The organism is Hymenobacter sp. IS2118 (genome assembly GCF_000715495.1).
GTDB lineage: Bacteria > Bacteroidota > Bacteroidia > Cytophagales > Hymenobacteraceae > Hymenobacter.
The window spans coordinates 108,166-133,066 of sequence record NZ_JNLX01000047.1 but is presented as its reverse complement, the minus strand read 5'-3'; the positions used below and the strand labels follow the sequence as shown (position 1 = coordinate 133,066).

The following is a 24,901-nucleotide window of genomic DNA, read 5'->3' as shown; positions in this document are numbered from 1 at the left end:
CTTTTCGAATAGCGCCAATTTGAGGACATCACCTTACTCATTACTTCTCATGAAAAAATCTGCATTTCTAATCGGAGCATTGTTCGCTACGACAGCCGTTTCATCGGCTCAGGCCCAGGATGTGCGCTTTGGCCTGCGCGCCGGCGCCAACTACTCCAACCTGTCGGGCAACATCAAAAACGAAAACACCTACAACAACAAAATCGGCTTTCTGGGCGGTGTGATGGTCAACATCCCCGTTGTGGAGAACTTCTTTTCCGTGCAGCCCGAAATCCTGTATTCGCAGAAAGGCTTCGACAACAAGCCCACCGAATTCACGACCGTGCTCGGCGCCAAACAGAAGCGCGAAGGCAGCGTGAACTACAACTACCTTGATGTGCCCGTGTTGCTGAAAATCAACGCCGGCGGCTTCATCGTAGAGGCCGGCCCGCAGTATTCCTACCTGCTGGGCTCCAACAACGAAACCAAAACTACCACCACGCCGGCCTTGGGCGGCGCGCCATCCACCACCCAAGCAAACGATAAAAACGACGTGAGCGGCCTCAACCGCAACGAACTCGGCTACTTGGCCGGCGTGGGCTACCAGGCCAATAACGGCCTGAGCCTGAGCCTGCGCTACACTGGCGCCCTCAGCGACTTTGTGAAGAGCGACGACAATACCTACTTCAACGGCGACCTGAAAAACGCCCGCCACTCGGCCTTCCAGCTCTCGCTCGGCTACCTGATTGGCAGCAAGTAAGCGCCTGTCATGCTCAGCTAGCGAAGCATAGCAGGTGGCATGGATAGTAGTGAAAAGCCCGGTTCCTGCGCAGGAACCGGGCTTTTTTTATGAAAAGAATTGGCCTTACGGGTGCGCCGCCACCCACTCGGTGCCGTCCTCGTACTCCTCGCGCTTCCAGATGGTGACTACCTGCTTGAGCGTGTCGATGATGAACTGGCAGGCGGCGAAGCTTTCGGCGCGGTGCGGCGTGGCCACGGCTACCACCACGGCCACGTCGCCCAGCTCCAGGGTGCCTTTGCGGTGCACCACGGCCACTTCCTGGAGCATGGGCCACTTTTCGTAGGCCTGGGCTACCACGTGGCCGAGCTGCGTGAGGGTCATGCTGTCATAGGACTCGTAGTGCAAGCGGCGCACCGGGCGGCCCCCCGACTGGTTGCGCACCGTGCCGATAAAGGCGTTGACTGCGCCCGCGGCATCGGTCTGTACGGCGGCCAGGGCATCGGCTACGGCTATGGGCTGGTCGGTAATGGAAAGGTGAGGCGTCATGCGAGTAGTGTGGACTCTGCGAGTCCGCGTGTGGATAAGGGCAGGAAGTTCGTTTGGGCGCGGACTCGCAGAGTCCACGCTACAGGTTACCCGCCGGCTACGGGCGGAATGAGGGCGATTTCGTCTACCGTGCGCAGGGGGTGGTCGTGGGCGGCGTACTCGTTGTTTACGGCCACGGCGCAGCTGCGCAATTCGCCCAGGGCGGGGTACTGCTTGCGCATTTCGGCCAGCAGCTCGCCCACCGTGGCAGGGGCGGGAGCGGGCAGCTCAATCACCGAAGTGCCCACGATGTCGCGGGTAATGCCAAAGAGGGCGACTTTTAAAGACATATCTTTCGACGTTATTTTTGGACCTAAACCAGCACCAGGCAAGTAGTTGCTGCCGTGCCGCAGGCACGACCTGAACACCTTTTCGTGATTGAGGGTTTAGCGCAAGCGGGGTGTCTTACGTACAACCCGACAAATTTGGTGATAAACGTGCTACCAACTGCTTCCCCTACGGCCACTCCTGTGGCATCTACGCTCTACGACCAGCACGGCCGGCCGCTGGAATACCTGCGCCTGGCCGTGACGGACCGCTGCAACCTGCGCTGCTTCTATTGCATGCCCGAAGAAGGCATCAAATACATGCCCAAGCACGAGCTGCTGAGCTACGAGGAAATGCTGCGCCTCACCGGCTTGCTAGCCACTATGGGCGTGCGCAAAGTGCGCCTCACCGGCGGCGAGCCCTTTGTGCGGCGCGACCTGGTGCCTTTTATGGAGCGCCTGGCCCAGCTGCCCGGAATTGAGGACATCAGCCTGACTACCAACGGGGTGCTCACCGCGCCGCACGTGCCGGCCCTGGCCCGACTGGGCGTGAAAGCCGTGAACCTCAGCCTTGATACGCTGGACCGCGCCCGGTTTGCCAGCATCACGCGGCGCGACGAGCTGCCGCGGGTGATGGAGACGTTTCATGCGCTGCTGGAGGCCAGCATTAAGGTGAAAATCAACGCCGTGGTGATGGACGGGCAGAACATCGACGCCCTCGTTCCCCTGGCCAACCTCAGCCGCAACTTGCCAGTTGACGTGCGCTTTATTGAAGAAATGCCCTTCAACGGCGGCAGCCACGATGCCGGGCCTGATTCGCTTCCCTGGAACCACGTGCGCATTCGCCAGCACTTGGAGCAGCACTTTGGTGAGCTCACGCCAATAGCTATGGCGGCGGGTGCCACGGCGTCGGACTATGCCATTGCGGGTCATCAGGGCCACGTGGGCATCATTGCGGCGTATTCGCGCACGTTCTGCGGCACCTGCAACCGCCTGCGCATGACGGCCGAAGGCGGCATCAAAACCTGCCTCTACGACCAGGGCGTGCTCGATGTGCGAGCCCTGCTCCGGGGTGGTAAAGACGACGAGGAAATTGCGGCCGCCCTGGCCGCCGCGTTCCGATTCCGGGCCGCCAACGGCTTTGAGGCCGAGCGGCAGCGCCCCTTGCACCAGCTCAGCTTCGAGAGCATGGCCACCATTGGCGGCTAGCTGGTGTGGGCTTTTGCGGGCTGAAACTTATTGAGCAGCATTTTTTTGAAGGTATTGGTATTCTGATTGTTACATCGCTGCTCCGTCCTGATTTCAGAGCGGAAAGGTTTATTGCAGCAGCACCACAGCTTTAGCAAAAAAAGCAACTACTAGGCGCTAACCGGCGTTGGGAAAGCTTGTAATTTGCTGGACCTGGCGAAAAACGGCCCCCGCCAACCGCCCGGGGAGAGGAGATTTACGTGATGATTTCAGTGACCGCAGCGGCCCCGCCCATTTCCCGCAAAGCCCACCGTCTGGCGGTGGGCGCTTTGTTTTTTCTGCTGGGGCTGTGCTTTGCCAGCTGGGCGTCGCGCATTCCGAGTGTGCAGCAGCGCATGGGCATTTCGGAGGCGCAGTTGGGTCTGGTGCTGCTGGCGCTGCCGTTGGGCCAGCTGCTGTCGTTGCCCGTCACGGGCTGGCTGGTGGCCAAAGAGGGCAGCCGCAAGGTGGTGCTGTGGGGCGTGGTGCTATACGCTGCCGCGCTGGTGGGTGCGGGCTGGGCCAGCAACCTTTATCAGCTGGTTCTTTGCCTGGTCGTGTTTGGGGTGGGCGGCAACCTGACCAATATTTCGGTGAATACCCAGGCGGTGGGCGTGGAGCGGCTTTATAAGCACAAGCCCATTATGGCCTCGTTCCACGGGCTCTGGAGCCTGGCCGGGTTTGTGGCGGCGGCCGTGGGCTCGTTTATGATTGGCCGCGCCGTGCCGCCGGGCGTGCATTTCCTGCTTATTACCTTGCTGATTGTGGCGGGACTAGCGGTGAGCGCTGGCTATACCGTGCGCCAGGACGCGGGCGTAGACCCCGACCAGCCCATTTTTGTGAAGCCCGACAAGCAGCTGCTGGGCCTGGGGGCTCTGGCTTTTTGTGCCCTCATTTGCGAGGGGGCAATGTTTGACTGGAGCGGTGTGTATTTCAAGAAGGTGATTCAGGCCGACAAAGCATGGGTGGGTGCGGGCTACACAGCCTTTATGAGCACCATGGCCCTGGGCCGTTTCGGGGCCGATAAGCTGGCCGAACGGCTCGGCGCCCGGCGCGTGATTCAGCTCAGTGGGCTGCTCACTGCTACCGGCCTGCTCATTGCGGTGCTCCTGCCGATGCTGAGTACGGCGCTGTTTGGCTTTTTTCTGGTGGGGTTTGGCACGTCGGCGGTGGTGCCGCTGGTGTACAGCGCGGCGGGCCGCTCTACGCATATGTCGGCCGGCATGGCCCTGACCTCGGTTTCGACGATTGGCTTCCTGGGTTTTCTGCTGGGGCCGCCCCTCATCGGGTTGGTGGCTGGGGCCACTAGTTTGCGGGTGTCGTTTGCCCTGATTGCAGTGATGGGCCTGTGCGTGTCGGCAGTGGCCAGCCGGGTGCGGGTGTAGCGGGTGGGGGAGGATTAAGGTGAGAAAACGGTCATGCGTAAAAAACGGTCATGCTGAGCGCAGTCGAAGCATCTCTACCGAGCAAGTAATTCCAATAAATGGATTAGTATTGAGGTAGAGATGCTTCGGCTGCGCTCAGCATGCCGGCCTTTTCTATTGTCCACAACGTCAACAACTCACCAAAACCCACCTCAAACCCCCCCCATGGAAGAAACCCAATCCGCTACCAAATACACCTGGGAGGACATGCCCAAGGAGCAGCTATCAGACCAGCTGTCGCGGCGCCTCATCACCGGCAACGACATGATGCTGGCCCATGTTTACCTCAAAAAAGGCTGCGTGGTGCCCCTGCATCACCACATCAACGAGCAGATTACCTATATTTTGGAAGGCGCGTTGCGCTTCCACATCGGAGCCGAAGACGGTGAGGAAATCATTGTGCGGGCCGGCGAGGTGCTGCACATTCCGTCCAACGTGCCGCACACGGCCGAGGCCCTGGAAGACACCCTGGATGTGGATATTTTCAGCCCGCCCCGCCAGGACTGGTTGGATAAGTCCGACGACTACCTGCGTAAGAAATAGCTTCATGGACCTCGGACTCAAAGGAAAAGTAGCCCTGGTGGCGGCCGCCAGCAAGGGCCTGGGACGTGCCGTGGCCGAAGAGCTGGCCGCCGAAGGCGCCTCCCTGGTGCTCTGCGCCCGCGGCGATGAAGCGTTGCAGGAAACGTGCGCGGCCATTGCGGCGGCCACCGGCGTGTCCGTGCTCGGCGTGGCGGCCGACGTATCGAACCCCGCCGACGTGGCCCGCGTGGTGCAGGCTGCCCTAGACCGGTTTGGCCGCGTGGATGTGCTGGTAACCAACGCCGGCGGCCCGCCCGCCGGTACCTTCGACACACTGAGCCGCGAAATGTGGGAAGCTGCCACCCACCTGCTGCTCACGAGCGTGGTGGAGCTCACCCGCGCCGTGCTGCCCGGCATGAAAGAGCGGGGCTGGGGACGGATTCTGAACGTGACGTCCATTGCGGCCAAGCAGCCGGTGGAAAACTTGCTGCTCTCCAACAGCCTGCGGGCGGCCGTGACCGGCATGGCCCGCACGCTGGCCAACGAAGTTGCGCCCTTCGGCATCACCGTCAACAACATTCTGCCCGGTTACACCCGCACCGAGCGGGTGGAGAACCTGGCCGATGCTCTGGCCGCGCGCGACGGCATAACCGCCGCCGCCGCCACGGCCCGGTGGGAAGCCGAAATCCCCATGCGCCGCCTGGGAGAACCCCGCGAATTTGCGGCGCTCGCGGCTTTTTTGTGTTCGGAGCGCGCCAGTTACATCACCGGCACCTCCATTGCCGTAGACGGGGGCTGGATTCGCTCGCTGCGGTAGAGATGCTTCGACTGCGCTCAGCATGACGTTTAAATTTCAGCAATGGCCACCCCCGAAGTACCCGCCACGCCCGCCAACACCCTCGCCCACCGCCAGAAGATGCTCACGTTTGCCGGTGTGCTGCTGGCCATGTTCCTCGGCGCGCTCGACCAGACCATTGTGTCCACGGCGCTGCCGCGCATCGTGGCCGATTTGGACGGGCTGGAGCGGTTTACGTGGGTAGCTACGGCGTACCTGGTGGCCAGCACGGCGCTGGTGCCCATTTATGGCAAGCTGGCCGACATGTACTCGCGGCGCACCATCGAGGTCACGGCAGTCATTATTTTCCTTATTGGCTCGATGCTGTGCGGGCTGGCTGGCGAATTTGGCCCGCTGCCGCTGCTGGGCGATGGCATGAACCAGCTGGTGATTTTCCGGGCCGTGCAGGGCTTGGGCGGGGCGGGCCTGTTTGCCATGGCCTTCATTATCATAGCCGACCTGTTTCCGCCCGCCGAGCGGGGGCGTTACCAGGGCTTTGTGGGAGCGGTTTTCGGCACCTCGTCGGTGCTGGGGCCGTTTCTGGGCGGCTTGCTCACCGATAACGGCAGCAACCTGATTCCGGGCGTGGCGGGCTGGCGCCTGGTGTTCTACGTGAACCTGCCGCTGGGCTTGCTGGCGCTCTGGTTCATCCTCACCCAAATGCCTGCCCTGCGCCCGCGCAGTCAGCCCAAACCCTTTGACTACCTCTCGGCCGGGCTGCTGCTGCTGGGCCTGGTGCCGCTGGTGATGGCCTTGCAGCTCAATAAGGCCGTGTACGGCTGGACCGACCCGTTCACGCTGGGCCTGCTGGCCGTGTCGCTCACGTCCATCGTAGCGTTCGTTTTCCGTAGCCTGCGCCACGAAAACCCGATTCTGGACTTCAGCCTGTTCCGCAACCCGGTGTTCCGCACCGCCAACGCGGCGCTGTTTCTGCTGGGCGGGGCGTTTCTGGGCATCATCATCTTTCAGCCGCTGTTTATGGTGAACGTGCTGGGCGTGTCGGCTACCAAAGCCGGGGTCAGCCTCATTCCGCTGTCGATGGGCGTGGTGCTGGGCTCGCTGCTGGCCGGCCAAATGGTGTCGCGCTACGGCCACTACAAGCGCTGGATGCTGTCGGGGCTGGTGGTGCTTCTCAGCGGGCTGTCGCTGCTGGCCACCATGCCCGCCGATGTGGGCTACTACCGCATTCTGGGCTACCTCTTTCTGTGCGGCCTGGGTCTGGGCCCCACCATGCCGCTCTACACGCTGGCCATTCAAAACGCTATCGAGCCGCGGCTGTTGGGCCAGGCCACGTCGGCCAGTCAGTTTTTCCGGCAGATTGGCGGCGCCATCACGGCCTCTGTGCTCGGCACGGTGCTCACGCTCACCCTTACGCAAAGCATGCCCGCTGCCAACATGCCGCCCCTGCGGCCCACCTCCCAAATGGTAGCCGCAGACGGCCCTGCGCTGCCAGCGGCGGCTAATACCACCTCCCCACAGATGCGCGCGGCCTTCTCTAAGGGCATCTCGCGGGTTTATTTAATCAACATTCTGCTGGTAGTTGGCGGACTGGTAATGACGCTATTCGTGCCGGAACTGCCGCTGCGCAAAACCAACGCGGGGCCACCGGCGCCGGCGGAGTAACTTTTAGGGCGTGACAAGGCAGCCGATAACAGCTTAGTTACATCCACCAAAGAACGAAACAGGCCCGCAGCAAATGTTGCGGGCCTGTTCTTGTTTCCAGCGAGCAGCCGAACCGTTATTCTACCGTCAGCCGCTTCGTTACAGAGCTTTGCGAGGTGGCCACGCGCAGCAGGTACAGACCGGGCGCCAGGTCCGCGAGCGGGAACACGACCGTGGCCGGGCTGCCGGCGGGCCGGGCCTGCGTGCGCACGCGCTGGCCCAACGGGTTTAGCAGGGTGAGGGAGGTAGCCAGCGGGCGCCAGGAGGCCGGCAGCTCAACCGATACCGCCCCACGGGCGGGGTTGGGATATACCAGCACCTGCGCGCCCAAAGCCGCGGAAGCGGTGGTCAGTACCCGGCCCGGCGTCAGCAACAGGCTAAAGCGACTGCCGGCGGCCGTGCCACTCAGGGAGAAGGAATACGAGGGCTGGGTGGCTAGGTCGATACGGGCACCGGTATGGGCGTCGAGCAGTACGGCGCGGGTGCCGGCCGGCAGGTTGGCCAGCCGGGCGGCCCGTAGCGAGTAGGTGCCGGCCGTCGGTACGCTCATTTGCAGGGGCACTACCACATCGGCGGTGCCCAGCGGCTCCAGACCCTGCACCGATAGGGCTTCGGCGTCGGCGGCCAGGGCTGCTACGTTCAGGCCGCTGGTATTCGGCAGCTTGTAGGCATCGAAACCACCGTCGAAAGCTGCTGTGGCGCCGACTTCGGCGTACACGAATACGTCGTCGGCCAGGGTGCTGGCGGCGTTTTGCAGCGTGAGCTGCACCAGCGGGCGGGTGCTGCTAGGGCGCTGAAACGTGGGCTGGGCGGCGTAGGCGGTGGCGCGGTTGGCATTGGTGAGGCTGATGCTGCCAGGGGTGGCGGTGCTGCTGGCCCGCACGAAAAAGCCCTGGCCGGCGGCAATGAGGCCGGTGCCGGCGCCGGTGCCGTTCACAAACGAGGCGTAGCTGCCGGCGTAGGGCCCGCTGCTGCGGTACACGTAGGCGGCGGCGTCTACGTTGGGGCGGGCGGCGGCGGGCACGGTACCCCAGTCCAGCGGGGCGGGGTAGGGGTTGCCCACCAGGTGCCAGCCCGTCTTGTCGGTGGGACCGGCGGCCGGAATGGGCGCCCGGCGGCTCAGCCCATCAATCAGGATGGCCCCTTGGTTAAACGTGCCCTGGAAATCGACCAGGGCTGCGGCATCAATGTTCACCGTGTAGCCGCGGCCTACCACCAGTGCATCGGCGGTGCCGGCGGGCGAGAAGAAGCCCTTGTCAAAGGTCGAGATGCCCGTGGCGGCGTTGCCAAGCCGTGTTTGGTCGTAGCCGAATACATTCGGAAACGGTTTGAAGGCCAGGGGCGTGGGCGAGGTGTTGTAGCCGCTGTTCACGCTGGGTACGAAGCCCGGAGCCGCCAAGTCGGCCACGGTCGAGCCGCTCACCGGGGCGCTGTAGTGGCGGTAGCCGGGGCCGGGGTTGGCACTGGGGGCAATGTAGCGCTGCATGACGCCGGTGCTGCCTTCTACCTGGCCCGTGCCGCTGTTCACGAGCAGGGCCGTGCCGGCGGCCGACGAAAGCAGCGTCAGGGTCCGGCCGTTCAGGTCCAGGTTGCCCGCGCCGCCCATAACGACCCGCTGCGTCACATCCAGTGTCGAGCTCAGAGTCACGGTATTGGCGTTGGTAATGGCCAGGCTGCGTACCTGCGCCGGCAGGCCCGGCCCGGTAATTTGAGTCTGGGTGCCGTTGTAGCGGTAGTTGGCGTCGGGGCTGAAGCTGCGGCTGCCGGTGAGCTGCACGGCGCCGGTGGTGCCCGTCGCCGCAATGCCGGCCGGGTCGCAGATGACCAGCGTGCCGCCCGCAGCCAGCACAAAGTTGCCGGGACCGGTCAGGGGCTGGCAATTAGTGTCGAGCTGGCCGTCGTCTTGCACCGTCAGGGTGCCGTAGACGCTGAGCTCGGCATCGAGTGTGGTGGTGCCGGTGCCGGTCACCGTCACGTTGTTGTAGGCTCCGCTGCTGGTTTGGCCCGGCGTGCTCACCACCAGGTCGGTCAGCGCCTGGCTGCGGGCCAGGAAGCTGGCCGTCTGGCCTGTGCTGCTGTGGCTGAGCGTGGTGAGGCCGAACGTGGCGCTGCCGTTGCTGTAGGCGCCGGTGTTGTAGGCAATGCCCGTTCCGTTGCTGCTCACTCCGTAGCCGTAATCGTTGCCGGTGCCGCCGGCGCGTAGAGCGCCCATCGCGCTGCCGGTCGCGGTATCGTACCGGGCCACGTATAGGTCGAAGCCTCCAGCGCTGCTGAGCGCTGTTTCCCCGAACTGGGCTGAGCCGCTGAAAATGCCCGTCGCCAGCAGGTTGCCCAGGCCGTCGAGGGCCACGCCTTCGCCTTCGTCGGTGCCGTTGCCCCCGGCCCGCTGGGCCCATAAAAAGGTGCCCGCTGCCGAGAGTTTGGCAACATAGCTGTCGCTGCCCGAAGCCACCAGCGTGGTGCCGCCGAACACGGCATTGGAGCTGGAGAAGCGCCCGGTGATGTAGCTGTTGCCGCTGGCGTCGGCCACGATGGCTGAACCGGCCGGGGCCTGGTCGTTGCCGCTGCCGCCGGCCCGGCTGGCCCACACCACTGCGCCGGTGCTGGCTGCCAGCTTGGTTACAAAGAGGTCCTGAGCGCCCGCGCTGCTGAAGGAGCTGCCCTCAAAGGCCGCCGTGCCCGCAAAATCGCCGAACACGTACGCATCGCCGCTGCCGTCAACGGCCACCGCGTTGGCATAAATGTTCGAGCTGCTGGTAAACTGCCGCAGCCATACCGCCGTGCCGGTTGGGCTGTATCTCAGCGCAAACGAATTCACGCCCGCCGAATTTGTGAGCGGGCCCAGGTCGGTGCTGATGCTGGCGCTTTGGAACGCGCCCACGAAGTAGGCGTTGCCGCTGCCATCCACGGCAACGCTCTGCCCGAAATCAGTGCCAACGCCCCCTGCCCGGTGTGCCCACTGCCACTCGCCGACCGACGACACCTTGGCCACCACGGCATCGGTCTGGCCCGAACTGGTGAGTGTGGTGCCGCCAAAGGAGGCCGCGCCGTTGAAAGTACCCGCGATGCAGACATTGCCAGTGGCATCGACGCCGATGCCCAGGCCGGTATCGTCGCCGCTTCCGCCCCCGCGCGTGGCCCACAGCAGCGTGCCGCTTGGGCTGTATTTGGCCACGTAGATGTCGGTAGCTCCGGCGCTGCTGAGCGTGCTGCCTCCAAACTGCACGGTGCCCGAAAAAGACCCCACCAAATAGCTGTTGCCGCTGTCATCGGTCGCGATTTCATGAGCCGTGCTACCGCCGCTGTTGGCTGAAGCGCCGGGGGCCACCGTCAGGGCCTGGGTGAAGATTTGGGCCCGGCCCGACCCGGCCACCGCCAGCAGCAAGGCCAGCATCGCCAGGGGTTTGAACCACCGCGTTTGGTACAGATTATTCATGAATAGTGAGCGTAAAGGAGGTAAGAAGCTAAGCGTCAGAAAAGGAATTTGCGCAAAGCGAATGTAGCACCCAACTATCAGGCGCAGGCTTACAAAAATGAATCTGTGCAGTTTTAAAACCAGGACTTTACGCGACTGCCTCTCTGACAAGCTTTCTCGCAGAGGTCCGCAGAGGTAAAACGCGGAGGTCCGCAGATTTTGCCGTACGGTCAGGGCCTGCTCCCAGAACCGATGCTTAGCAAGCGCCCGCTCGACGTGCTACCTTCGCCCCGTTGGTTCTCGGTTTGATTTCCTTCAATTAGCGGACGGTTTTCGGCCGGGGCTTCGGCGCCGACGGAAATTAAAAGGGAATCGGGTGCAACTCCCGAACAGACGCGCTACTGTAAATTTCCCGGCCTCCAAAAGCCGGAGCAGGCCGCCCCGAACAAGCCCATTGGTTCGCCACCCGCGGGCCGAGAAGGGCGGGGCCGGCCCGAAACAAGTCAGGAGACCTGCCGGCCGCCGAGTGATGCTGCCCCCGCGCTTTGGGGCTGGCATCGGCTGTGCCCGATTCCCCGCGTTACCGACGCGGGCCAAGCGGTGTGCAGTCGGTGGTTGGCTTATTAAAAGGTAGGGGCTCGAAAGCAGGCAGAGGCCATTTTCCACCCTTTTTCCTTCCTGCTCATGCTCCTCGCCGACCGGATTGCCCGCGCCGAAACACGCATCTTCAAAGCCGTGTTTCCCAATACCACCAACCACTACGACACCCTTTTCGGGGGTACCACGCTCATGCTCATGGACGAGGTGGCCTTCATTGCCGCCACGCGCTTTTCGCGCCTCAAAATGGTGACGGTTTCTTCCGAACGGGTCGATTTTACCCACCCGATTCCCGGCGGCACACTGGTAGAGCTGGTGGCCAACATCGAGCACGTGGGTCGCACCAGCCTGAAGGTGCGCGTCGAATTATTCGTGGAGCAGATGTACACCGAAGACCGTCATAAGGCAGTCACCGGCCTCTTCACCTTCGTGGCCGTGGATGAGCACAAAAAGCCCGTGCAAATCCTGGCGGATTAGGGGTCAGTGGTTTGCCGTAAGCTGCTGCAATCCCTGATTTTGAAGCCTAGCCGCAGGCCGGTAAAATCTGGAATCAGTGCTTGCCCAGCCCCACCCAGCCGCGCCGCCCGGCGTAGTGCAGGGCCGTGCCCGTCACCAGGCCCACGAGGTAGCCGTACGGCAGCCCGGCGCAGAGCAGGCCCACCAGCAGTGCCACCACCAAATCGGTGCGCTGGCTGCTGATGTCGCGTAGCAGCGTGGCCAGCGTCAGGGCTTCAAACAGCAGGAGCACGCCCAGAATCGGGAGCGGAAAAATCTGCACTACCTGCTGAAATCCCTGGCTGAAAAACAAGCCTAGCGTGAGAAACAACCCGCCGTAAAGCACTACCGAGCCGCCCGTGCGCGCCCCAAACGCATAATGCCCCACCATGCCACCCGAGCCGTGGCACACCGGAAAGCCGCCCAGAAACGGACTCACCAGGTTCATGAGCGAGTAGGTGAAGCTGATTTTGCGCACCGTAAGGCCGCGCTCGGGGAAGTAGTCGGCGGCAATCTGGCGGGTGGCCAGCACGGAGTTTCCCAGCGACAGCGGAATCTGGGGCAGCGCCAGCAGCACAGCTCCGGTCAGGATATCGGCCATCTGCGGCACGTGCCAGGTGGGCAGGCGCAGGCCAATGGCCCGCTGCGCCGTGCCCAGGTCGAGCTTGAAAACCAGCGCGTAGCCCACGCCCAATGCAATGACGGCCAGCGCCGCCGGCCAGCGCCGGTTGCCCAGCAGCACCACCGTGATGATGAAGGCCGCCGCCGCCAGCGCAAAACCGGGCAGGCCATCGGCCGGCACGTACTGTTTCAGGGCCAGCGTGGCCAGTTGCAGCGCCAGCCCAAACTGAATGCCCCGCACCACGGCCTTGGGCACCAGCCGCGCCAAGGCATCAATCAGCCCCGTGACCGACAGGAAAAACATGCTGACCCCAATGGCCAGCCCGCCCCCGAAAATGACCCGCCCGGGAATATTCTGGGCGATAACCAGCGCCGCAAACGCCTTGAGCGGCTGCACCGGCATCGGCATCCGGTACCACAGCCCCGAAAACACCTGCATCAACCCAAACAGAATGAGCACCCCGGCACTGTCCACGCCAGACGCGGCGATGACGCCGATAAGCAGCGGCAAATCGGTGCCCAGGTCGCCAAATGCGCCAGCCAGCTCGTTGCGGTCGAAGCGGATGGGCGGGCGGGCAGGGGCGGGGCGGGGTTCGGCCGGGGTCAGGGTTGAAGGTTCCACAGCGGCAAAGGTCGGGCGTTTTGCGTTGGAGTGCGTTCGGCGTATGGTCCGCCCTGGTTCGAAACCCTCGCCAACGACAGAACGCGCCAAGGCGCGTTCCTACGCCCGCCGCATGGGAATGTGCGGAATACCATCCTCCAGATACCCCTCGCCGCACTGCGCAAACCCGAAGCCCTGGTAAAACCGCTCCAGGTACTGCTGCGCGCCAATTTTGATGGGCTGCGCGCCATACAGCACCTCGCAGTAGGTCACGGCCTGGCGCATCAGCTCCTGGCCCAGGCCGTAGCGCCGGTGCGCGGGCGACACAATGACGCGCCCAATGGCCACTTCCTCGTAGCTGACGCCCGCGTCGAAGAGGCGCGCGTAAGCGGCCAGCTCCCCGCTTTCGGCGTGGCCCAGCAAGTGGTAGGCCTGGTCGTCCTGTCGGTCCAGGTCCTGGAAAACGCAGTTTTGCTCCACGATGAATACTTCCACGCGCAGGCGCAGCAGCTCATAGAGTTCAGTTAGAGTGAGTTCGTTGTAGGGTTTGGCGGTCCAGTTGAGAGTCATGGGGCGGGTTAGTTTTTGGGCATGCGGGCTACTTCCTCCAGCGTCACCACGCGGTAGGTGATGCCCAGCGAAGCGGCCACTTGCTCCACCGTATCGGAGAAGCCGGCTTTCTTGCGCAGCTCGTTTACCTGAGCGGCGTTTTTGATGGGCCAGATAAACGGCGGCTGGCCCTCCCGCAGGCCGGTAGCGGGGTTGGTATTGCTGTAGCCCATGGCTTGGGTGCCGTACAGTTGCTCTTTACCTTCGCGCATGAGCTGGCGGTCCAGCATCTGGCCGTAGAGGTAAAAAGGCAATTCCCCGCGCTTGGCGGCGGTTCTGATGAGCGGCAGGTAGGTTTTGATGTCCTGCGAATGCTGAATGATGGACCAGGCCGCCTCGTTGGTCGGCGTGCCCACCAGCGACTTGCCGGGGTAGCCGTACTGTTTCAGAATGGCGCGCAGGCGCACCTGGTTGGCCGAGTCCGTGCGCAGCATCTGCGTAGGAATGTAGGTCGGCAGGCTTTCGCGCGTCACACCCAGCGCGCGGGCTACCGAATCGGGACGGCGGCTCACGCGCGGGTCGAAGAGCAGGATGCGCCACTTCTGGTCGGCGGCGTGCAAGCTGTCGAGCTCGTGCTTCAGACGCGGGTTTTTTGGCGATTGTGCAGCGGCAAATTGCGGGAGCAGCGCCAGGAGAATCAAGAAGCGCAAACGGTTCATCTGCATCCAGTTTGAACACGATAAGAGCATTAGGGAGAAGGGTTTGTATACCGGCTTGCTAATGCCGTTCCTTTTTACTAATTTTGTTTGCATTTTACTAATAAATCGCATGAAACAACTCCTTAAATCCATTCGGCCCTTTCTCGGCGCTCATGACTTCAACCTTTCGCGCCGTTTCTACACGGACCTGGGCTTCGAGGAAAACGTGCTGTCGCCGAAGCTTTCCGTGTTCAAATCGGGCGACTTTGGCTTCTACCTACAAGATGCCTACGTAGCCGAATGGGTGGATAATACAATGGTTTTTCTCGAAGTAAATGATGTAGACCAATACTATAATCAACTTATCGCCCTGCACCTGACCGCCAGCTACCCCAGCGCAAAGCTAGTGCCCGTCCGCAACCACGACTGGGGCAAGGAATGCTTTCTGCACGACCCGTCCGGCATCCTTTGGCACATCGGAGAGTTTGCCCGGTAAGGCAGCAAACCGCCCCACTCTCTACGCCGCCACCGCTTCCTCACTGCCCAGCTCGCTCAGCACGCACTTGGCCTGCTGGATGGAGTGTACCTCCTCAAATGTGACGATGAGTTGCTCCTTTTTCTCCTTTAGGCTGGCCGTGCGGGCGTGCGTCTGCACGTAGTTGAGAATGGTGCCGAACTGGTCGCCTTGGAAATACGCCTGGTGCTCCTCGCCGGCCGGTAAAAAGCCCTTCAGCGTGTTGCGCTTGAGGGTGATTTTGGTGAAGCCCACCGCGCAGGCCTGCCAGCGCAGCCGCACGATCTCGGCCAGCTGCTCCACCTCGGGTGGCAGCGGGCCAAACCGGTCCGTCATGCTCGTGAGCAGCTTCTGCAGCTCGGCGGGCTTCTGGGCACGGTCGAGCTTGGCGTAGAGCTGCAGGCGCTCCGACACGTTACTCACGTACTTCTCGGGAATGAGTACCTGCTGGTCGGTTTCCACGTTGCACTCGTGGCTGCGGCCCGCGCCGGCGGCAAGCTGCAGGCGCTGGTTCGAGTCGCCCAGAAACAGGTCGCGGAACTCGGTTTCCTTTAGCTCCGTCACCGCCTCGTCCAGAATCTGGTGGTAGGTTTCGTAACCCAGGTCGTTGATAAAGCCCGACTGCTCGCCGCCCAGCAGGTTGCCCGCCCCGCGAATGTCGAGGTCCCGCATGGCCACATTAAAGCCCGCGCCCAGGTCCGAAAACTCCTCCAGCGTGCTCAGGCGCTTGCGCGCATCGGCCGGCAACTGGGCCACCGGCGGCGTGAGCAGGTAGCAGTAGGCTTTGCGGTTGGAGCGGCCCACGCGGCCGCGCATCTGGTGCAGGTCGGAGAGACCGGCCAGGTGGGCGCGGTTGATGATGATGGTGTTGGCGTTGGGAATGTCAAGGCCGCTTTCGATGATGTTGGTCGAAACCAGCACGTCATACTCGCCCTCCACAAATTTCATCATGCGCTTTTCCAGCATCTCGCCGTCCATCTGCCCGTGGGCGAAGGTGATTTTGGCATCCGGCACCAGCCGCAGAATGGTCGCGGCCATTTCCTCGATGTCCTTCACGCGGTTGTGCACGAAAAACACCTGCCCGCCGCGCTTCAACTCCCGCGCCACCGCGTCGCGAATCAAAATCTCGTCGTACACGTGCAATTCCGTGTTCACCGGCTGCCGGTTGGGCGGCGGCGTGGCAATCACGCTCAGGTCGCGGGCGCCCATCAGCGAGAAGTGCAGTGTGCGCGGAATGGGCGTGGCCGAGAGCGTGAGCGTGTCCACGTTCACCTTCAATTCCTTGAGCTTGTCCTTGGTCTTGACGCCGAATTTCTGCTCCTCATCAATAATAAGGATGCCCAAGTCCTTAAACTTAATGTCCTTATTAGTAAGCCGGTGTGTGCCGATGAGAATGTCGGTTTTGCCCTCCGCCACGCGCGCCAGCGTCTCCTTTATCTGCTTCGTCGATTTGAAGCGGTTGACGTACTCTACCGTCACCGGCAGGGTGGCCAGTCGGTCCCGAAACGTCTTGTAGTGCTGCATGGCCAGGATGGTGGTGGGCACCAGCACGGCCGCCTGCTTGCCATCGGCCACCGCCTTAAAGGCTGCCCGAATGGCAATTTCGGTCTTGCCAAAGCCCACGTCACCGCAAATGAGGCGGTCCATGGGGTGGGGCTGCTGCATGTCGTGCTTCACGTCCTCGGTGGCCTTGGCCTGGTCGGGCGTGTCCTCGTAAATGAAGCTCGATTCCAGCTCGGCCTGCATAAACCCATCGGGTGAAAACGCGAAGCCCGGCGCCGTCTTGCGCTTGGCATACAGCCGAATCAGGTCGGCCGCAATGTCCTTCACCTTCTTCTTGACCGCCTTCTTCTTGTTCTCCCACTCCGGCGAGCCCAGCTTGCTCATGGTGGGCGGCGAGCCCTCGGCGCCGCTGTACTTGGCAATCTTGTGCAGCGAGTGAATACTCACCGTCAGCAAGTCATCATCGCGATAAACGAGCCGAATGGCCTCCTGAATCTGCCCATTAATATCCACCTGCGTCAGGCCCGCAAACCGGGCAATGCCGTAGTCCTGGTGTGTCACGTAGTCGCCGGGCTGCAGCGTTTTCAGCTCACGCAGGGTGAGGGCCTTTTTCTTCGAGAACTTCTTGGTTTCCTGCGCCCGGTAGTAGCGCTCAAACAGCTGGTGGTCGGTGTACACGGCCAGTTCCAGCTGCTCGTCCACAAACCCCTCGCGCAGGGCCAGCAGCAGGTGCTGGAACTTCACGTTGTTGTCCAGCTCGTCGAATATCGTGCGGAGCCGGTCGGCCTGCCGCACCGTATCAGCGGTAATGATGGTGGTGAAATTGCGGTGCTGGTTTTCCTGCAAATTCTTCACCATCCGCTCAAACTCCTTGTTGAAACTCGGCTGCGGTTTGGCCGTGAACTGAAACGTCTCGGCGTTTTTGAAGTGGAAGCGCTTGCCAAACTCCACCACCGCAAACTCATCAAGCAGCTTCTTAAAGCTCTTGCCCGACTCAAATAAATCAGACGGCTTGCTCACGATTTGCATGCCGCCCGCCTCGCTCAGCATCTGCTGAAAGTTGGCCTCAGCTTTCTCGTACAATTCGCTCACCACGTCCAGCGTCTGGCGCACGTCCTTAGCCCAAATGCAGGCCGTGCGGGGCAAAAACTCAAAGAAAGCTTCCCGCGTTTCGGTCAGCATCTTGGTCTGCACGTTGGGGATAATGCTGATGCTGGGCCGGCTTTCCACCGACAATTGCGTCTCGGGATTGAACGTCCGGATGCTCTCAATCTCATCCCCGAACAGCTCCAGCCGAAACGGCAGCTCATTGGCGTAGCTGAACACGTCCACGATGCCGCCGCGCACCGCGTACTGCCCCGCCTCGTACACAAAATCCGTCTTTTCAAAGTCGTACTCGCCCAGCAGCTCGCCCAGAAAATTCACGTCCAGCTTGTCGCCCACCTTGGCGTTGAAGGTGTTTTTCACCAAGCTCTGCCGGTTTATCACCTTCTCCGTCAGCGCCTCCGGGTAGGTCACGATGAACACGCTGTTGCCCGTGGTAGCGGCCCGCGTGGTGTTCAGTCGGTTCAGGGCCTCGGCGCGCATCAGCACGTTGGCATTCTCGGTCTCGTCAAACTGGTAGGGCCGCTTGTAGGAGCTGGGGAACAGCAGCGCCTCGGGCCCCTCCGGCAGCAAGTGCTGCAGGTCGGACAGGAAGTAGGCCGCCTCGTCCTTGTCGTGCAAAATAAACACGTGCGGGTGCTGCGCGTGGGCCATGGCCGCCGCCACCACGGCATCCTGGCTGCCCACCAGGCCGCGCAGGTGCAGGCGCACGCCGCTCGGCTCGGGCTTGGCAGCCGCGCGCAGGCGCGAAGCCAGGGTTTGCAGCTCGGGTGAAAGGCGGTATAAGCGGAGAAAATCAGCTACTTGCACAGGTAAAAAGGCTTGCGAACGACAAATGAATTAGCCCGGCCGGAGTGATTCCGGTCGGGCAGCGGCTTAGGATACAGCGTAGCCGAAGGTAAGGTTTCCGAAAGCAGGGTAGGAACGCGCCTCGGTGCGTTCAATCGTCGCATCCGGTGTGCCCCGCCGTGGAATTACGTCCGGCTGGCCGCAACTTGCACACGTTTTCGTCACACTGTTCCCCCGGCTACAACGCCGAACGCGCCCAGGCACGTTCCTCCCCAATTCATGCGCGGCTCTTCTCACCTGGCCATTGGCCTCATTACCGGCGTGGCCATTGCGGGCCTGGTGCCTGGTATTCCGTTCTCGGTGGCTGGCATTGCCCTGGCCGGCTTTTCCAGCCTTGCCCCCGACCTCGACCACCCCGACAGCCGCCTAAGCAATCGGCTGGGGTTCACCCAAAACTACGTGCGCTGGGCATTTGCCGCCGGCGCGCTGGCCATCGGTGCCTATGCCTACTTTCAACTGGCGGCGGGCTCCGAGCAGCGCTTGTACTACACGGCGGCGCTGGCCTTCGGGCTCATTGGGGTGGGCATGCAGGGCGGCTCGGCCCGGCGGTTGGCGTTGCTCTTCACCGGGCTGGGCACGGTGGTGGCCGGTCTTTACACCGAGCAATTGTGGCTAAGTTTATTGGGAACGTTTGTGGCGCTGGCGCCTTTCACATCGCACCGTTCCTGGACGCACACCATCTGGGCCACCGCCCTTTGGACGTACATCGGCTATCTGGCCGACCAGCACCTGGGCTGGCGTGGCGTGGCACTGTACGCGGGTGGAGGGTATGTTTCTCACATTCTGGCTGATACGCTGACGAAATCCGGGGTCAGGTGGTTTTTGCCATTGGTGAATTACTCTTTTAAAATCCCGCTTATCAGCACCGGTTCCCCCACCGGCAACGTGCTCGAAGTCGCCATTTGTGCGGGTTACGGGCTGCTGGTTTTGGGCCTGGTAATCGGGCATATAGGATTCTAGCCCTGAAGCAGCGGCCCACAGGCCCGTATTGTACTCCTTCCTGCCAAGGCGTACTGTTGCATAAGTCAGCCAATACCACTAGCTTCGCAGTAGATATGCCCCTTTATTAAGACAGTGTTTGTATTGATTCGTGCTACTATCCAGCGTTTTCAATGCGTTTCGCCGTCCGGCATTCTATCAACTCAATAATTAAGGTAACACCAATTCGGGGAGGGCTGCGCAGTGGGGGCGACTACCGAACAAAATAGGGCTATACCGATTGTCATGAGCTTGGAAGGAGTGCGACTACGCCTTCCCTTCGTGCCGATTCTACCACTTCCACATCCACTCTCTTTCACTCAAAACACTTTTCTAAACTTAAATACCAATCATTACCATGAACCAGATGAACAGCCCCTTGATTCGGGTTGGTGTCTTCTATGACGGCAACTATTTCTTAAAAATCAGCGATTATTATTATTTCCAGCACGAGCGTAAGGCGCGTATCAGCCTGGAGGGCTTGCACGAATACATTCGCCATCAGGTAGCTGAGGAAGAAGACGTGGATGTGCGTCTGGCACAAATTACCGACGCTCACTTCTTCCGCGGCCGCCTGTCGGCTACCGAGGCCCGCGACAAAGACCGGCTGTTTCACGACCGCCTGCTCGACGACATTCTGATGAACCTGGGCGTGCAGACGCACTACATGGCCCTGAAAACCCGCGACGGCCGCCTCCAGGAAAAAGGCATCGACGTGTGGCTCAGCCTCGAAGCCTTGGAGCTGGCCCTGCACAAAACCCTCGACGTGGTGGTACTCATCGCCGGCGACTCGGACTACGTGCCCCTCATCCGCAAGCTCAACACCGTGGGCACCCGCGTGATGCTGCTCAACTGGGATTTCAAGTACGAAGATTTCAAGGGCGAAACCCGCGTTACGCGCGCTTCGCAGCAGCTACTGGAGCAGGTAACCTATCCGGTGGCCATGCACGACGTTATCGACCGCGGTTTGCAGACCCAGGACGAAGTAGTAGAGGCCCTGTTCGTGAATCAGTCGGAGCCCGCCGCGTTTGCGCCCAGCACGGCTTCGGCGCCCAAGCTGGTGCGCCCCACCGGCCCCACCGCCGCTGGCCCTGTGGGCACGCTGGGCATGAGCACCATCAAGAACCTGAAAAACGGTTTCGGTTTCGTGGTGATGCCTCCTAACAACCTGTTTTTCAGCTACGCCGACCTGACCGAAGGCGACTTCAACGACCTGCGCGAAGGCGACTGGGTGGAATTCACGGTGGGCCGCAACCACCGCGACGAAGATTGCGCCCGCAACGTGCGCAAAGTAACCGCCCCCCAACTGACTGATATGGAGGACGAGTACGAGCCCGTAAATGCTCACGCCGCTACGGCCGAGCTGTAGCCACGCTTACCCCAGCAAAAAGAGCCCGCCGGATAATTCCGGTGGGCTCTTTTTTGTTGAGCCCTACGCTTGCGGCTTATTGCTTAAAACTTGGGGCTAACTACCTAGCTGTCTTGCTGCATCACCAGCTGGGCAAAGTCCCGCTTGGAGGCCGGGTAGCGGTTGAAGGTGCCCAGGCCGCGGGCTACGGCCACGTCTTCCTGGCCCTCGGCCACGCGGTAAATCACGCAGCTGCTCACCACCAGCTTGTTGCCGATGTGGTCTACTACGCCTTTGGCAACCAGGGTATCGTGGAGATGCGCGGCGTGCAGGAAGTTCATTTTAAACTCCACCGTTGACACAAATTCCAGGGTGGTGAAGGCCAGCGAAAGGGCCGCAGCACCCAACGCCGCATCCATTAGGCCCGCCAGCACGCCGCCGTGGCAGGTGTTAGGGGAAGAAAGGTGCTCGTCGCGGATGGCCATGCGGTACTCGGCCTGGCCGGGCGCGGGCACGGTCAGCGTCATGCCGTTGGCGCGGCCGTAGTGGTTTATCTGGTTGTAGGCCGCTACCATGGTGGCGAGCGGGGGAAGCGGGCGGGCGGGAGTTGAAGAGTCAGACACGAGGGCGAAATTTCTAGTGAAGCGGCTTGGGGTGGCCGGTTTGCCAAAAGTCGGTACCAAAGTGCGAACTTGGATGCGCGGCGGCGCGCCGCGCTTTTTCCTCACACCTTTTTATGCCTGCCATGTCGGCCCTGCCCCTCACCTTTGCCGAGTTCTACCCAAGATACCTGCGCGAGCACAGCCGCCGCGGCACCCGCATCCTGCATTTTGTGGGCACCACGCTGTTTTTGCTTTGTCTGGTCATGCTCGTCCTCACGGGGCGCTGGGGCTGGCTGCCAGCGGGCATCGTGGCGGCTTACGGGTTTGCCTGGGTGGGTCACTTCTTCGTGGAGCACAACCGGCCCGCCACGTTCCAGCACCCGTGGTATTCGCTGCTCGGCGACTTCCGGATGTACGCCGACCTGTGGCGCGGCCGGGAGAGGTTTTGAGCTTCGAGCCACAAGCTTTAAGCCGCAAGCTCCAAGCTGCGAGCTTGGGTCTGTTTCGGAGCGCTTAGCGGTTGTTGCTAGAGTTGCTTGCGCATCAGAAAATGCGGAATTACCCCGAAAAGAGTGTGCGAGGGTTCCACCACTTCGTACCCCAACCGCTCATAAAAGGGTACTGCGATTTCGCGGGAATGCAGCACGATTTCCGTTAGGCCCACTGCCCGGGCCTGGGTTTCCAGTGCGTCCATAATCTGGCGGCCCAGGCCGGTGCCGGCGGCTTGCGGCGCCACCGCCATGAAGCGCACCTGGCCCTGCTGCGCGCTGGTGGGCTGCAGCATGCCCACGGCCAGCGCCTCCGGGCGTGGACTGCTTTCATCGGCCAGGAGCAGCGCGTGAATGGTGCCCGGTTCGTCGTCGGCGGGCACGCGCTCGGAGCCCGGCGGCTGTTGCCAGGGCTGGCGGAGCACCGTGTAGCGCAGGTGGTAGTAGGCATCCCACTCGGCGGTGGTGCGGGGCGAGCGAACGAGGAATGGGGGCATAAGCGAAAGTATAGGTGCGGCCGCGCAACCATGCCGGAGTTGGGCCGTTACCTTTGCGCCCCGGCTCCGGCCGGTTACTTATTTCAAAACTACGCCCCACCCCGCCATGGCTTCCTTCGACATTGTGAGCAAAGTAGACCCGCAAACCTTAGAAAACGCGGTGAACACAGCCCAAAAAGAACTTCAGACCCGCTACGACCTACGCGACACCAAGGGCGGCATCGAGCTGAATAAAAAGGAGAACACCATTCTACTATCGTCCGAGAATTCCATGCGCGTGAAGGCGCTGGAAGATATTCTGCTGGGCCGCGTGGTGAAGCAGGGCATCGACGGCACCAGTCTGGATTTTTCGGCCGAGGAGCAGGCCAGCGGCAACTTGGTTAAGAAAACCATCAAGGTGCGCGCCGGCGTCGACAAGGAGTTCGGTCGCAAAATCATCAAGGCCATCAAAGACGCCAAGGTGAAGGTGGAAGCCCAGATGCAGGACGACCAGGTGCGCGTGACGGCCAAAAAAATTGACGACCTGCAGGCCGCCATTGCCGTACTGCGCCAGTCCGACATCGGCCTGCCGCTGCAGTTCGTGAACATGAAAAGCTGAAGAATGTGAAAATCGGATGATGTGGAAATGTGAGCAATGGCTGTGTCTCTCCGTTTTTCATTCTTCACATTTCCACCTTCTCATATTTTCACATCCGAATAATTTATGTACGATATCAGTGCCTTTGCCGAAGCAGCTACCTGGGTTAGCTTGCTGACCCTCACGTTCATGGAAATTGTGCTGGGCATCGACAACATCATTTTCATTTCCATCGTCGTCAACCGCCTGCCGCCCGACCAGCAGGCCCGCGGCCGCACCATCGGCCTGCTGCTGGCGCTGCTGTTCCGCATCGGCCTGCTGCTCAGTATTTCGTGGATTGTGGGCCTGCGGGCGTCGTTATTTGATGTGAACCTACCCTGGCAGGACGTGCCCTTTGGGGTGACCGGTCGCGACCTTATTCTGCTGGCCGGTGGCCTGTTCCTGATTTACAAGAGCACTACTGAAATCCATAATAAGCTGCAGGGCGAGGAAGAAACGGAGGATGGCGCTGGCCCCAAGCACGCCACCATGCGCAACATCATCATCCAGATTATCATCATCGATATCGTCTTCAGCTTCGACTCCATTCTGACGGCCGTGGGCCTCGTGGACAACGTGCTGGTGATGATTGCGGCCGTGATACTGGCTATGGGGGTGATGCTGGCTTTCAGCAGCGCCGTGGCTGGTTTCGTCAACAACAACCCCACCATTAAGATGCTGGCCCTTTCCTTCCTCATCATGATTGGCTTCATGCTGGTGATGGAAGCCGCCCACAAAGAGGTGGAGAAAGGCTACCTCTACTTCGCCATGGCCTTCTCGCTCACGGTGGAGCTGCTCAACCTACGCCTGCGCAAAAAGACCAAGCCAGTGGTTCTGCGCGACTCGCAGTACGACTAGCATTTTTTTACCACAAAAGGCGCAGAAGAAAGGCGCAGAAGAAAGGCGCAGAAATCCGCAGAAGCCCGCCGCACGTTCGGTGGGCTTTTGCATTTGAAACCTGTCTACAGTAGACAGTCATGCTCCGACAAGCGCAGCATGACCGTTCTTTTTTGCCTATTCAGTATAAAATCTCAAAGCTCTGAAGCCACTTCGGCTACGGCCGCAGCCTGGTCGAGTACGCGGCGCAGGACCATTTCCAGCAGGCGCCGGTTCACTTCGGGGCGGTGCAGGCGGTAGAAGGCGTACTCATCGGCGGTGAAAGCGCCGGTAATCAGGCCCACCACTGTGTAGCGCAGCTTGGTATTGCGGCCCAGCAGCTCGCTGAGCTGGTGGTGCTGGTCAGTGGGGCGCAGGGTGATGTGGTGGTCGAGTACAAAATCGGCGACCACGGCCAGCAGCAGGTCGTTTTGCAGTTTCAGGACCGGGCGCAGCGTGGCGTGCAGGAAGTGGCCCACGGTGCCGGCGGCATCGGTAGCTTCCGCGTTGATGAGGGGGCGCAGGGCCAGCAGGGCGGCATCGGGCCGGGTGGCGGCGGTGGGGGAGGAGAACATGAGAACCCAACCGCCGGCCAGGCCAATGGTTGCCCGGCCCCGGCCGCTACACCACGCCCAGCTTCACCAGCGCGTCCCAGAGCACCACGCCGGCCGCTACGCCCACATTCAGCGAGTGCTTGGTACCGAACTGCGGAATTTCCACGGCCAGGTCGCACAGGGCCAGCACAGCATCTTCCACCCCGAACACCTCGTTGCCCAGCACCAGTGCCAGCGGCCGGCCCGGCTCGGGCTGAAATTGGGGCAGCACCACGCTGCCGGTGGTTTGCTCCACGGCCACTAGCTGATAGCCGGAAGCTTTCAGGGCCGCCACGGCGGCCACGGTTTCCGAAGCATATTCCCAGCTCATTGACTCCTCACTGCCCAGCGCCGTTTTGGTGATTTCGCGGTGCGGCGGGCGCGGCGTAATGCCGCAGAGCCATATTTTTTCTAGCGCGAAGGCATCGGCGGTGCGGAATATTGCCCCCACGTTGTGCATGCTGCGCACGTTGTCCAGCACTAGCACCACAGGGCTTTTGGGCGTACTTTTGAAGTCGGCCACCGTGGCGCGATTCAGCTCCGCCATTGTAAGTTTTCGCATGGGGCGAAGGTAGGAACGCGGCACGGCGCGTTCGGCGTTTCCACTGGTAGCCGGGGACGTTTGCCGCTGGTTGCGTGTTTTTATTTCAATTAAAAACGGGGCCGTTGTTCCGTTTTATCCTACCGATTGAACGCGCCAAGGCGCGTTCCTACT

At 61.7% G+C, this 24,901-nt stretch carries 24 protein-coding genes and 1 riboswitch; of the genes, 13 read left to right on the top strand and 11 right to left on the bottom strand.

Features of this window, described 5'->3' with window-relative positions; all coding sequences use genetic code 11:
* Nucleotides 1-49: 49 nt before the first annotated feature.
* The gene (locus GM79_RS03220; protein ID WP_051718445.1) at nucleotides 50-739 is read left to right on the top strand and encodes a porin family protein; all 690 of its coding nucleotides are present in this window, start codon (nucleotides 50-52) and stop codon (nucleotides 737-739) included.
* 105 nt (nucleotides 740-844) lie between these two features.
* Here the strand turns inward: GM79_RS03220 and GM79_RS03215 are convergent, their stop codons facing one another.
* Nucleotides 845-1,267, bottom strand: a complete 423-nt coding sequence (locus tag GM79_RS03215) for a molybdenum cofactor biosynthesis protein MoaE (RefSeq protein WP_035559061.1) — start codon at nucleotides 1,265-1,267, stop codon at nucleotides 845-847.
* Nucleotides 1,268-1,353: 86 nt separating this feature from the next.
* Nucleotides 1,354-1,596, bottom strand: coding sequence for a MoaD/ThiS family protein (locus tag GM79_RS03210; protein ID WP_035559058.1), 243 nt, complete (start codon nucleotides 1,594-1,596; stop codon nucleotides 1,354-1,356).
* Between the two features lie 180 nt (nucleotides 1,597-1,776).
* Here GM79_RS03210 and moaA point away from each other — a divergent pair, with 180 nt between their 5' ends.
* From moaA to GM79_RS03185, 5 genes are all read left to right on the top strand, one after another.
* Nucleotides 1,777-2,781: a GTP 3',8-cyclase MoaA gene (moaA, locus tag GM79_RS03205; RefSeq protein WP_035559055.1), complete on the top strand. Its 1,005-nt coding sequence runs from the start codon at nucleotides 1,777-1,779 to the stop codon at nucleotides 2,779-2,781.
* 242 nt (nucleotides 2,782-3,023) lie between these two features.
* Nucleotides 3,024-4,184 (top strand): MFS transporter, encoded by a 1,161-nt coding sequence (locus tag GM79_RS03200; protein WP_035559053.1) that lies wholly within the window; start codon nucleotides 3,024-3,026, stop codon nucleotides 4,182-4,184.
* A 204-nt stretch (nucleotides 4,185-4,388) separates the two neighbouring features.
* Nucleotides 4,389-4,766 (top strand): cupin domain-containing protein, encoded by a 378-nt coding sequence (locus tag GM79_RS03195; protein WP_035559049.1) that lies wholly within the window; start codon nucleotides 4,389-4,391, stop codon nucleotides 4,764-4,766.
* Nucleotides 4,767-4,770: 4 nt separating this feature from the next.
* Nucleotides 4,771-5,562, top strand: coding sequence for an SDR family oxidoreductase (locus tag GM79_RS03190; RefSeq protein ID WP_035559047.1), 792 nt, complete (start codon nucleotides 4,771-4,773; stop codon nucleotides 5,560-5,562).
* Nucleotides 5,563-5,604: 42 nt separating this feature from the next.
* Nucleotides 5,605-7,203 (top strand): MDR family MFS transporter, encoded by a 1,599-nt coding sequence (locus GM79_RS03185; RefSeq protein ID WP_035559044.1) that lies wholly within the window; start codon nucleotides 5,605-5,607, stop codon nucleotides 7,201-7,203.
* 115 nt (nucleotides 7,204-7,318) lie between these two features.
* Here the strand turns inward: GM79_RS03185 and GM79_RS03180 are convergent, their stop codons facing one another.
* Nucleotides 7,319-10,678 (bottom strand): SBBP repeat-containing protein, encoded by a 3,360-nt coding sequence (locus tag GM79_RS03180; protein WP_035559039.1) that lies wholly within the window; start codon nucleotides 10,676-10,678, stop codon nucleotides 7,319-7,321.
* A 289-nt stretch (nucleotides 10,679-10,967) separates the two neighbouring features.
* Nucleotides 10,968-11,192, top strand: a riboswitch (cobalamin riboswitch).
* 149 nt (nucleotides 11,193-11,341) lie between these two features.
* Between GM79_RS03180 and GM79_RS03175 the strand changes: the two genes are divergently transcribed.
* Nucleotides 11,342-11,731, top strand: a complete 390-nt coding sequence (locus GM79_RS03175) for an acyl-CoA thioesterase (RefSeq protein ID WP_035559036.1) — start codon at nucleotides 11,342-11,344, stop codon at nucleotides 11,729-11,731.
* Nucleotides 11,732-11,804: 73 nt separating this feature from the next.
* Here the strand turns inward: GM79_RS03175 and GM79_RS03170 are convergent, their stop codons facing one another.
* The 3 genes from GM79_RS03170 to GM79_RS03160 form a co-directional block, all read right to left on the bottom strand.
* Nucleotides 11,805-12,992: a putative sulfate/molybdate transporter gene (locus tag GM79_RS03170; RefSeq protein ID WP_235183900.1), complete on the bottom strand. Its 1,188-nt coding sequence runs from the start codon at nucleotides 12,990-12,992 to the stop codon at nucleotides 11,805-11,807.
* Between the two features lie 99 nt (nucleotides 12,993-13,091).
* Nucleotides 13,092-13,541 carry a GNAT family N-acetyltransferase gene (locus GM79_RS03165; protein ID WP_035559033.1) on the bottom strand — a complete coding sequence of 150 codons (450 nt, stop codon included), beginning with the start codon at nucleotides 13,539-13,541 and terminating at the stop codon, nucleotides 13,092-13,094.
* 8 nt (nucleotides 13,542-13,549) lie between these two features.
* Nucleotides 13,550-14,269: a DUF6624 domain-containing protein gene (locus GM79_RS03160; RefSeq protein WP_152559801.1), complete on the bottom strand. Its 720-nt coding sequence runs from the start codon at nucleotides 14,267-14,269 to the stop codon at nucleotides 13,550-13,552.
* A gap of 79 nt (nucleotides 14,270-14,348) precedes the next feature.
* Between GM79_RS03160 and GM79_RS03155 the strand changes: the two genes are divergently transcribed.
* On the top strand, nucleotides 14,349-14,714 hold the full coding sequence (locus tag GM79_RS03155) for a glyoxalase (protein WP_035559030.1): 366 nt from the start codon (nucleotides 14,349-14,351) through the stop codon (nucleotides 14,712-14,714).
* Nucleotides 14,715-14,735: 21 nt separating this feature from the next.
* Here GM79_RS03155 and mfd read toward each other — a convergent pair whose 3' ends face one another.
* On the bottom strand, nucleotides 14,736-18,149 hold the full coding sequence (gene mfd, locus GM79_RS03150; protein WP_035559028.1) for a transcription-repair coupling factor: 3,414 nt from the start codon (nucleotides 18,147-18,149) through the stop codon (nucleotides 14,736-14,738).
* Between the two features lie 258 nt (nucleotides 18,150-18,407).
* Between mfd and GM79_RS03145 the strand changes: the two genes are divergently transcribed.
* Both GM79_RS03145 and GM79_RS03140 read left to right on the top strand, forming a co-directional pair.
* On the top strand, nucleotides 18,408-19,148 hold the full coding sequence (locus GM79_RS03145; protein ID WP_035559026.1) for a metal-dependent hydrolase: 741 nt from the start codon (nucleotides 18,408-18,410) through the stop codon (nucleotides 19,146-19,148).
* 385 nt (nucleotides 19,149-19,533) lie between these two features.
* Entirely contained in the window at nucleotides 19,534-20,535 is a 1,002-nt protein-coding gene (locus GM79_RS03140) for an NYN domain-containing protein (protein WP_316930098.1), read from the top strand.
* Between the two features lie 104 nt (nucleotides 20,536-20,639).
* Here the strand turns inward: GM79_RS03140 and GM79_RS03135 are convergent, their stop codons facing one another.
* Entirely contained in the window at nucleotides 20,640-21,137 is a 498-nt protein-coding gene (locus GM79_RS03135; protein WP_235183899.1) for a PaaI family thioesterase, read from the bottom strand.
* Between the two features lie 122 nt (nucleotides 21,138-21,259).
* On the opposite strand from GM79_RS03135, the gene GM79_RS03130 reads away from it, so the two are divergent.
* On the top strand, nucleotides 21,260-21,565 hold the full coding sequence (locus tag GM79_RS03130; RefSeq protein WP_081867529.1) for a DUF962 domain-containing protein: 306 nt from the start codon (nucleotides 21,260-21,262) through the stop codon (nucleotides 21,563-21,565).
* 77 nt (nucleotides 21,566-21,642) lie between these two features.
* Here GM79_RS03130 and GM79_RS03125 read toward each other — a convergent pair whose 3' ends face one another.
* Entirely contained in the window at nucleotides 21,643-22,101 is a 459-nt protein-coding gene (locus tag GM79_RS03125) for a GNAT family N-acetyltransferase (protein WP_035559015.1), read from the bottom strand.
* Between the two features lie 106 nt (nucleotides 22,102-22,207).
* On the opposite strand from GM79_RS03125, the gene GM79_RS03120 reads away from it, so the two are divergent.
* Both GM79_RS03120 and GM79_RS03115 read left to right on the top strand, forming a co-directional pair.
* On the top strand, nucleotides 22,208-22,699 hold the full coding sequence (locus tag GM79_RS03120) for a YajQ family cyclic di-GMP-binding protein (RefSeq protein WP_035559012.1): 492 nt from the start codon (nucleotides 22,208-22,210) through the stop codon (nucleotides 22,697-22,699).
* 105 nt (nucleotides 22,700-22,804) lie between these two features.
* Nucleotides 22,805-23,575 carry a TerC family protein gene (locus tag GM79_RS03115; RefSeq protein WP_035559010.1) on the top strand — a complete coding sequence of 257 codons (771 nt, stop codon included), beginning with the start codon at nucleotides 22,805-22,807 and terminating at the stop codon, nucleotides 23,573-23,575.
* Nucleotides 23,576-23,748: 173 nt separating this feature from the next.
* Here the strand turns inward: GM79_RS03115 and GM79_RS03110 are convergent, their stop codons facing one another.
* The gene (locus tag GM79_RS03110; RefSeq protein ID WP_035559007.1) at nucleotides 23,749-24,168 is read right to left on the bottom strand and encodes a hypothetical protein; all 420 of its coding nucleotides are present in this window, start codon (nucleotides 24,166-24,168) and stop codon (nucleotides 23,749-23,751) included.
* Between the two features lie 46 nt (nucleotides 24,169-24,214).
* The gene (locus GM79_RS03105) at nucleotides 24,215-24,748 is read right to left on the bottom strand and encodes an RNA methyltransferase (protein WP_035559004.1); all 534 of its coding nucleotides are present in this window, start codon (nucleotides 24,746-24,748) and stop codon (nucleotides 24,215-24,217) included.
* Between the last annotated feature and the right edge of the window lie 153 nt (nucleotides 24,749-24,901).

Coding starts and splice junctions, on each gene's coding strand:
- GM79_RS03220 (WP_051718445.1), top strand. CDS start 50: ATGAAAAAATCTGCATTTCTAATCGGAGCATTGTTCGCTACGACAGCC.
- GM79_RS03215 (WP_035559061.1), bottom strand. CDS start 1,267: ATGACGCCTCACCTTTCCATTACCGACCAGCCCATAGCCGTAGCCGAT.
- GM79_RS03210 (WP_035559058.1), bottom strand. CDS start 1,596: ATGTCTTTAAAAGTCGCCCTCTTTGGCATTACCCGCGACATCGTGGGC.
- GM79_RS03200 (WP_035559053.1), top strand. CDS start 3,024: ATGATTTCAGTGACCGCAGCGGCCCCGCCCATTTCCCGCAAAGCCCAC.
- GM79_RS03195 (WP_035559049.1), top strand. CDS start 4,389: ATGGAAGAAACCCAATCCGCTACCAAATACACCTGGGAGGACATGCCC.
- GM79_RS03190 (WP_035559047.1), top strand. CDS start 4,771: ATGGACCTCGGACTCAAAGGAAAAGTAGCCCTGGTGGCGGCCGCCAGC.
- GM79_RS03185 (WP_035559044.1), top strand. CDS start 5,605: ATGGCCACCCCCGAAGTACCCGCCACGCCCGCCAACACCCTCGCCCAC.
- GM79_RS03180 (WP_035559039.1), bottom strand. CDS start 10,678: ATGAATAATCTGTACCAAACGCGGTGGTTCAAACCCCTGGCGATGCTG.
- GM79_RS03175 (WP_035559036.1), top strand. CDS start 11,342: ATGCTCCTCGCCGACCGGATTGCCCGCGCCGAAACACGCATCTTCAAA.
- GM79_RS03165 (WP_035559033.1), bottom strand. CDS start 13,541: ATGACTCTCAACTGGACCGCCAAACCCTACAACGAACTCACTCTAACT.
- GM79_RS03160 (WP_152559801.1), bottom strand. CDS start 14,269: ATGCTCTTATCGTGTTCAAACTGGATGCAGATGAACCGTTTGCGCTTC.
- GM79_RS03155 (WP_035559030.1), top strand. CDS start 14,349: ATGAAACAACTCCTTAAATCCATTCGGCCCTTTCTCGGCGCTCATGAC.
- GM79_RS03145 (WP_035559026.1), top strand. CDS start 18,408: ATGCGCGGCTCTTCTCACCTGGCCATTGGCCTCATTACCGGCGTGGCC.
- GM79_RS03140 (WP_316930098.1), top strand. CDS start 19,534: ATGAACAGCCCCTTGATTCGGGTTGGTGTCTTCTATGACGGCAACTAT.
- GM79_RS03130 (WP_081867529.1), top strand. CDS start 21,260: ATGTCGGCCCTGCCCCTCACCTTTGCCGAGTTCTACCCAAGATACCTG.
- GM79_RS03125 (WP_035559015.1), bottom strand. CDS start 22,101: ATGCCCCCATTCCTCGTTCGCTCGCCCCGCACCACCGCCGAGTGGGAT.
- GM79_RS03120 (WP_035559012.1), top strand. CDS start 22,208: ATGGCTTCCTTCGACATTGTGAGCAAAGTAGACCCGCAAACCTTAGAA.
- GM79_RS03115 (WP_035559010.1), top strand. CDS start 22,805: ATGTACGATATCAGTGCCTTTGCCGAAGCAGCTACCTGGGTTAGCTTG.
- GM79_RS03110 (WP_035559007.1), bottom strand. CDS start 24,168: ATGTTCTCCTCCCCCACCGCCGCCACCCGGCCCGATGCCGCCCTGCTG.
- GM79_RS03105 (WP_035559004.1), bottom strand. CDS start 24,748: ATGCGAAAACTTACAATGGCGGAGCTGAATCGCGCCACGGTGGCCGAC.